This is a genomic window from Oribacterium sp. P6A1 (assembly GCF_000702885.1).
Taxonomy (GTDB): Bacteria; Bacillota; Clostridia; order Lachnospirales; family Lachnospiraceae; genus Oribacterium.
The window spans coordinates 1-7,178 of the sequence record NZ_JNKO01000055.1; the positions used below are offsets into that span (position 1 = coordinate 1).

Sequence of the window (7,178 nt, forward strand, 5' to 3'; positions counted from 1 at the left end):
GATAATAATCTGATTTCATATCGGAGATAAACCCGAATAAATGTATGGACAAATCTCTCGATATTTAATAGAATAGAACAAGGTATATTATAGAGATGTGCTGTTAGAAAATATGTTGTAAATTTTCTTTATTGGATTAGTTTGGACGTATTTGGTCAAAGATGGATAAAACTATAGAGAGCATATATATGACCAAAGAATACTCTATGGATACACTGGTTTCATAAAGCTCAATGAGGTTCGATGGAAAAGTCAGCCATGTGTAGATAAATATATATGATTCTCTATGTACGGTGATGAGCCGGAATAAAAAAATATCCTGTTACCTTTCCTACTTTGAAGAATGTAGATCGATAAAACCCAGTAAATATGCGGCTTTTGAGGCATTGTCAGAACGAAATTACAACAAATTGACAACAATTCTTCCGATAATCACGAAGAATCACAAAGGATTATAAGTTGTTAGAGAAAATATTAGCCTAGAAATCAGGACCCAAAGGGACCACTTTCTTGAAAGAAATTTCAGGAGAGAGGTCCCTTTTTGCGTTTCAAGACATCTGTAAATCAAACTTATTTTATCGGAGGAAAAACAAATGAATGATCAGTATTACGACATTGAAAGAAGAACAGCAATAAAGGAAGAAGCCAGAATGTTCAGAAGAAAGTTTATATCTTATGAGCAAGCTGAAATAATCTATAGCATATCGCATAGGAAGATTCGAGACTTAGCAGAAGCAGCCGGTGCTGTTTACAGATTTAATGATGTAAACGTAAGAATCAATAAAGAGATTCTTGATGAATACTTGGAACGCTTCAGACAGCCTGCTAATCCAAAAGTAAAAATATGAAAGGTGGGGATTCAAATGACAGGACAAGCATGGAAATATTCTGGAGATCTGGATGAAAGAGATTTGGATTTTCTGCAACATGAATTCATTACGATAACGATGGGGGTCGAATATTACGGCTTTAGTGTCAGACCTCTTACAAGAATAGCGGTTGAAGCCGGAGCTTTTTACAAGATAGGAAAGATGGCACGTATTAACAGAAATAGATTTGATGAGTATTTAAGAGAGAAGCAAAGGATTCCAAGAATAGGAGGCAAATTATGTGCAAAGTCATAAGTAAGGTACTTACAAAGGAGGTCCACAATGGCTAATAAGATTAAGGGAAAGATGACTCTTACAAGTGTTGATGATTTGCTGGGAGTTCCGGTTACAAAGGAAAATAGAACTGAGGAAATTGAGATAAGCTTAATTCACCCTTTCAAGAATCATCCCTTTAAGGTATTGGATGATCAAAGTATGGATGAACTTGTTGATAGCATAATTAATCAGGGGGTATTATCACCGGTTATTGTAAGGCCAAATGGAGATGGAACTTATGAGATGATTTCCGGTCATAGAAGAATGCATGCAGCTAAAAGGGCTCAGCTAAAGAAAATACCGGCAATCGTAATGGATCTTAATGATGATGAATCTACTATAATCATGGTGGATGCAAATCTTCAAAGAGAAGAGCTTCTGCCAAGTGAGAGAGCATTTTCTTTTAAGATGAAGCTGGATGCAATGAGGCACCAGGGAGCTTGTCGACATAATGTCGACAAGTTAAATCCCGTAGAAAGAAAAACAGCTACGATAGTTGGTGAAGGAAGTGGTCTTACTGGAAGGAGTGTTCAACGATATATAAAGCTTACATACTTGCTCCCAGAGCTACTTGAAATGGTAGATAATAAACAGCTGTCATTAGTTAATGGGGTTGATATATCTGGGTTTGATAAAGAGGTACAGGAATACCTGTTAACTTATATCAAGGAAAAAGGGAAAATCCATCCTGCCCAGTTAAATGCATTAAAGGCTCAGCCCAATCTGGAGAACCTTACACCGTATACCGTAATGACAATTATGAAAGAGGCTATGGCTTCCAGGCCAAAGTCAAAGAAAGTATCGTTTACAGAAAAGAAACTGAACAAGTTCTTTCCTGCTGACTATTCAGCAAATAAGAGGGAGCAGATAATAATTGAACTTCTCACAAAATGGAAAGAAGAGCATGGATTGTAAGATATTCGTTTTTGAGCCGGTCAGACTGGCACCTGTATGTCAGATACAAATATCAATAAAAAAAGTCATTTCCATATTGATATATACGGTTACCGTATATATAATGATTATAAGCAAATATACGGTAGCCGTATACAAGGGGGCATTATGGATGATTACAATTTAAGACTTGATAACATTGCTGATGGAATTTTAGTAGAGAAGACCGATTTGGAGGAGGTTGATGCTGGTAGGAAGAAAAGAATGTATGCCAGCGCTGCTGCTTATATAAGAAACCAGACAGGGATGAATAAGAAGGAGTTTGCAGAATACCTTGGGATTCCATATAGAACTTTACAGGATTGGGAACTCGGCAATACTCAGGCTCCGGAATATGTACTTCGTTTGATCGCTTACAAGGTTATGTGGGAGAAGGAAAGGGGGAACTTATAATGGTAGTATTATATGGCATTGGAATGATTATACGATTTATACTCAAAGTAGCTTTGTTGCCGGTTCAGGCAGCACTTACCCTTTTGCTTTTTGCGCTCTGTTATGTTGGTGGTTTAGTTACATATGCATCGGAGTTGCTCGGGACATTCTTAATTTTTTGTGGTATCTGCACTTTTTGGATGAAGGGACCAGCAACGATGGGATGGCAGGGTATAATTGCTGGAATTTTGTTCGCAATAATTCCACAGGCATTAACACTATGGGGTGCGGAAAGAGTGATCGGCGGATCACAATAAACTGGTATATTGGCCAAATGGAATAATTATGGTATTATTATCCCATACAAAAGGAGGGTGATTATATGCCACTGATTATGCCTATCAAAGATTTAAAGGATACATCGCATATTTCTGAAATATGCCATAAGTCTGAGGAACCGATTTATATTACCAAGAACGGATACGGAGATATGGTGATGATGAGCATTGAGTTGTTTGAGTCTATGCAAAAGAAATGGAGTATGTACAGTGATATAGAGCTTTCCGAGCAGCAAATAAAAGAAGGTAAAACAAAGGATGCAAGAAAAGCTCTATCAGCAATAAGGGAGAAATATGGCTTATAATCTGATAATTACGGACAGGGCTGATGAGATGATTGATGAGAAAGTCAATTATCTACTCATAAAGTTCAAAAATCAGCAGGCTGCTTCTCATTTGTTGAATGGGATATCGGTGCTATATGATCGCATGGAGGATAATCCGTTCCAGTTTCCAGATTCCAAGGATCCATATCTTTTGAAGCGTGGATATAAGGAAGCCTATATTTCTGACATGGACTATAAAATGGTATTTAGAATTGATGGTGATGATCTGTATGTTGTCGGACTGTTCCATGATTTAGAAGATTATGCTTCGAAAGTAATGGAGTGAATACTCCATTGGAGATAGAGTAACACAAGAATCCAAAGAATATTAGGAAAAGGTCGTGAAACTTGGATAAAAACCAAGCGCCCACGACCTTATATTTGTTTGATTACCATTCCCTCAAAATCTTATATAATTAATGCATAAGGAGCAATTAATGGATAAGACCGAAATAATCAAACGACTGGCTGTTTTAAAAGCTGAGAATATTGAAAAGACTATCGAAAAGAATCTTTTGTCTCGTAAATTCGGGAATCGAATACCCTCAAAAAAGTTCATTGAAAAATACGAAAATTCAGAAGAATACAAAAGGATATTCCGGGCTGAATTAAAGAAGAACGAAGAGTATCATACGCTGATAACAGTCCCTGAGAACGACCTGAATCTTGATTATTTTTATGATGAGTATAAAGATTTTCTTGAGGAAGCGCTCCTCAGAACTGATTCTTTTCCTCAGCTCGTGCAGGTAGCAGTGAGCCTTCGCACACGTCATGAGAAGAATTGTGCTAAAGAATTTTATAAAGAAATCAGCATAGAAAAACTGACACAGCGTTATATTTCAAAAGCATTGAATGCCGAAAGCAAAGAGTACATGGCTCTTAAAGAAGAGTCTGAGCAGATAATAGAATCGTATTTTTCTGAGAAAGAGAAGTGGCCAGACATAGCCAAGACTATCAATCTGGATTCAATGAGGATGCTGTTTTTTATATGGGGAGATTGCATTCTTGAGCCTGATGAGCTGAAAGATCATTTTATATTATCTGCTACTTTCCTTCGTTCAAGGCTTGAAATCTGTTCAAAAGGTCACGTTGCGAAAGCTTTTACAAAGAAGCTTCTTGAAATATATCCAGATAACCCTTACTATATCAGCGCCTACAAAAAGAAATTTCCTGACAATAAAAACGTTAAGAATCTTGTAGAAAGATTGACAAAAAGCATGCAGGACAGGTTCGATTTTTCATCAGTTCTTTCCCTTATGGAGAAGAATGAGAACTATGGAGAACAGGTCAGGTCAATAAAAAGAATACTGAGAGAACGGGAAGCATTTCATTCCGCAGTGCTTTCATATATTCCTGATAATTACATTGATCTGTTTCCAAATGCAAGAAAACTTCACAGAACGTTCCACATTTATTCTGCTCCAACAAATGCAGGAAAGACTTATAATGCAATACTGGAATTGAAAAAAGCAGAGCTTGGAGCATACCTTGCGCCATTGAGACTGCTTGCTTATGAGCAGTTCGATAACCTTAATATGTCAGGTATTCCATGCTCTCTTATTACAGGTGAAGAGAAAATCGAAGTCCCAAATTCTTATATTACTTCATCAACTATTGAGATGCTGGACTTCTCAAAACATTATGATGTAGCTGTCATAGATGAGTGCCAGATGGTCTCAGACCCGAACAGAGGCGGAGCCTGGACATCAGCCATCCTCGGAATATGTGCTGATGATATCTACGTCTGTACGGCTCCGGAAGGTGAAGATGTGTTAAAAAGAATGATCGAAAGCTGTGGGGACAGCTACGAGATCGTTCATTTTGAAAGGAAAACTCCACTCATAATGGAGTCCGTGCCCTTCTATTTTCCGGAAGATGTTAGGCCTGGGGATGCGCTTATCGTGTTCTCGAGAAAGAGCGTTTATGCCACTGCATCAGCTCTGAAAGACACTGGATTAAAGTGCAGTTTAATATATGGAGCGCTCCCATATGACGTTCGGCATGAACAGGCTAATAAATTCGCTTCTAAAGAAAATGATGTCGTTATAGCTACAGATGCCATCGGAATGGGAATGAACCTTCCGATAAAAAGGATCGTTTTTCTGGAGCAGAAGAAGTTCGATGGCAACACTTTAAGACTTCTTTTCCCACCGGAAGTAAAGCAGATAGCCGGCAGAGCGGGACGTTATGGCGTGTATAATGAAGGTTATGTCAATTCTATTTCCGAAAGAAAACTGATCCAAAATAGTCTTACATTCCCAAATAAAATGATTGAAAGCGCTGTTGTGAATTTTCCGGAATCGATACTGAATGTTGATGGAAAACTGTCTGAGATAATGAAACAATGGAACCGTATCACTACAGAGACAGGGTATGTAAAGAACAACATTGAGACAAAAATTATTCTGTGCGAGATGATTGAAGATAAGTCCCCTTCAAAGAAACTTACTTATAGTTTCATAATGATTCCTTTCGAAGAGAATGATGAAGATCTGCTTTCTGTGTGGCAAAAAATGTTCCATGCGGAGGTAGAAAATAAAGTTTTTGATATCGAAAACGAACTCGATTTTATAAAAAAACGAACAGCATCAGACGATACTTCGACACTCGAATCAATGTATAAAAGGCTCGATCTTATGTATCATTACTGCGAGAAATTTTCCCACATAGAGTACTCGGAGACTCTCATGCAGATGAAATCAGAGACCTCACAGAAGATAGCTGACATACTTTCCAAACAGGTTTTTGCCGGAAAGGCATGTTCAATTTGCGGTAGGCCGTTAAAGTGGGGAATGTATCATAACATATGTGACCGATGCTACCGTAAGAGATTTTTCTGAGTATTATGATTTTAAACAAATAAAGAGCTGGGACCTGGATGTATTCTGAGAAATTATGGACAATCAGTGAAAAGAGTACTATCATAAACAGAGTTAGGCATAACTAACTTAATAATATTGCTCATTAGTTGATTAAGGATGATTTCGGAGGATGAAGAATATGGAACTGCAATTAGGTGACGTTCAGACAACAGCACTGATACCGCTTGCGGTGAAGGCAAGTGAGACATTGAGAGTGAATCCGCGCATCAGGGATCAAAAGGCAGTAGATATTATCAGGCATTTAAATATTGATACAAAAAAATATGATAAGTTCCTGACACATGAGGGAGTTATCGCACGAACGATCATGCTTGACAGGCAGCTGAAAGGAATTGTAAAAGAGTACCCGGATAGTGTGATAGTAAACATAGGAGAATGTGAAAAGTGAAGTTTGAAGAAACAGGGAAGATGGACGGGAAAACATTGATGCTGCTTCCGGGAACATGCTGCGATTATCAGACCAACTTTTACTATGTAATGGACAGGCTGGCGAGAAAATATCATCTTATCTGCGTTAATTATGATGGATTTGATGGAAGTGATGTATTACAGAAACTACGAATAAAATCATTCTTCCTGATATAACTTCCCATGTCCTTCGTCATACGTTTGCAAGAATCCTATGTGAAAGCAATGTAAATATAAAAGTAGCTCAAAAATTACTGGGACATAGTGATATTGAAACCACTATGAATATATATACAGATGTTAGCGAGGAATTTCAGATGAAAGAATTTTTTGATAAGGTTAAAGAACTATGATTCAGGAAAATCAACCGCGAGTTAATAGTCAGAGAGCTATTTTGAGGTTAAAATATTATTGGCCTTTCGTCATTTATAGTGGGTAACCCCACCATTGCTCATTGATTAAATTTAAAAGTTTCTGCTATCCTTGATATATCAACCAGCCACACAAGGAGGATGTATCATGGATAATAAGGATCTGTTCACTGCGGCACTTCAACTTGAATATCCCTGGAAGGTATCAAATGTTGAGTTTCTTCCAGATGAAGATGATCCAAAAGAAATGACTCTTCATATCACCATTGCTTTTGAGCGTGGAGCTAAGTTCGTTTTCTACTATGAGGACGGATCTGCATGGACAGATTCATCCGGCAAACCTATAGAAATGACCGCTCATGATACTGCCGACAGAACATGG

The 7,178-nt window shown here is 37.8% G+C and carries 11 protein-coding genes and 1 pseudogene; all 12 read left to right on the top strand.

Features of this window, described 5'->3' with window-relative positions; genetic code table 11:
- Positions 1-593 precede the first annotated feature (593 nt).
- Positions 594-848: a DUF6462 family protein gene (locus tag T515_RS15435; RefSeq protein WP_036613166.1), complete on the top strand. Its 255-nt coding sequence runs from the start codon at positions 594-596 to the stop codon at positions 846-848.
- A gap of 15 nt (positions 849-863) precedes the next feature.
- Positions 864-1,124, top strand: a complete 261-nt coding sequence (locus T515_RS15440; protein ID WP_051671809.1) for a DUF6462 family protein — start codon at positions 864-866, stop codon at positions 1,122-1,124.
- 27 nt (positions 1,125-1,151) lie between these two features.
- A complete protein-coding gene (locus tag T515_RS15445) occupies positions 1,152-2,060 on the top strand; it encodes a ParB/RepB/Spo0J family partition protein (protein ID WP_036613169.1) in 909 nt (302 codons plus the stop codon).
- A 147-nt stretch (positions 2,061-2,207) separates the two neighbouring features.
- Positions 2,208-2,492, top strand: a complete 285-nt coding sequence (locus tag T515_RS15450; protein ID WP_081832865.1) for a helix-turn-helix domain-containing protein — start codon at positions 2,208-2,210, stop codon at positions 2,490-2,492.
- Entirely contained in the window at positions 2,492-2,788 is a 297-nt protein-coding gene (locus T515_RS15455) for a hypothetical protein (protein ID WP_036613172.1), read from the top strand. Before T515_RS15450 ends, T515_RS15455 begins: the two co-directional genes overlap by 1 nt.
- Positions 2,789-2,853: 65 nt before the next feature.
- Positions 2,854-3,114: a type II toxin-antitoxin system prevent-host-death family antitoxin gene (locus tag T515_RS15460; RefSeq protein ID WP_036613175.1), complete on the top strand. Its 261-nt coding sequence runs from the start codon at positions 2,854-2,856 to the stop codon at positions 3,112-3,114.
- A complete protein-coding gene (locus T515_RS15465; RefSeq protein WP_036613177.1) occupies positions 3,104-3,421 on the top strand; it encodes a type II toxin-antitoxin system RelE/ParE family toxin in 318 nt (105 codons plus the stop codon). Before T515_RS15460 ends, T515_RS15465 begins: the two co-directional genes overlap by 11 nt.
- Before the next feature lie 151 nt (positions 3,422-3,572).
- Positions 3,573-5,975 (top strand): helicase-related protein, encoded by a 2,403-nt coding sequence (locus T515_RS16920; protein ID WP_051671810.1) that lies wholly within the window; start codon positions 3,573-3,575, stop codon positions 5,973-5,975.
- A gap of 160 nt (positions 5,976-6,135) precedes the next feature.
- Entirely contained in the window at positions 6,136-6,405 is a 270-nt protein-coding gene (locus T515_RS15475; RefSeq protein WP_036613179.1) for a hypothetical protein, read from the top strand.
- Complete coding sequence (locus T515_RS15480; protein ID WP_036613182.1) at positions 6,402-6,602, top strand: alpha/beta fold hydrolase; 201 nt, start codon at positions 6,402-6,404, stop codon at positions 6,600-6,602. The genes T515_RS15475 and T515_RS15480 overlap by 4 nt, the downstream gene beginning before the upstream one ends.
- 32 nt (positions 6,603-6,634) lie before the next feature.
- Positions 6,635-6,778 (top strand): tyrosine-type recombinase/integrase, encoded by a 144-nt coding sequence (locus T515_RS18570; protein WP_442950155.1) that lies wholly within the window; start codon positions 6,635-6,637, stop codon positions 6,776-6,778.
- 166 nt (positions 6,779-6,944) lie between these two features.
- Positions 6,945-7,178: pseudogene (locus tag T515_RS15485) on the top strand (hypothetical protein); the annotation flags it as partial.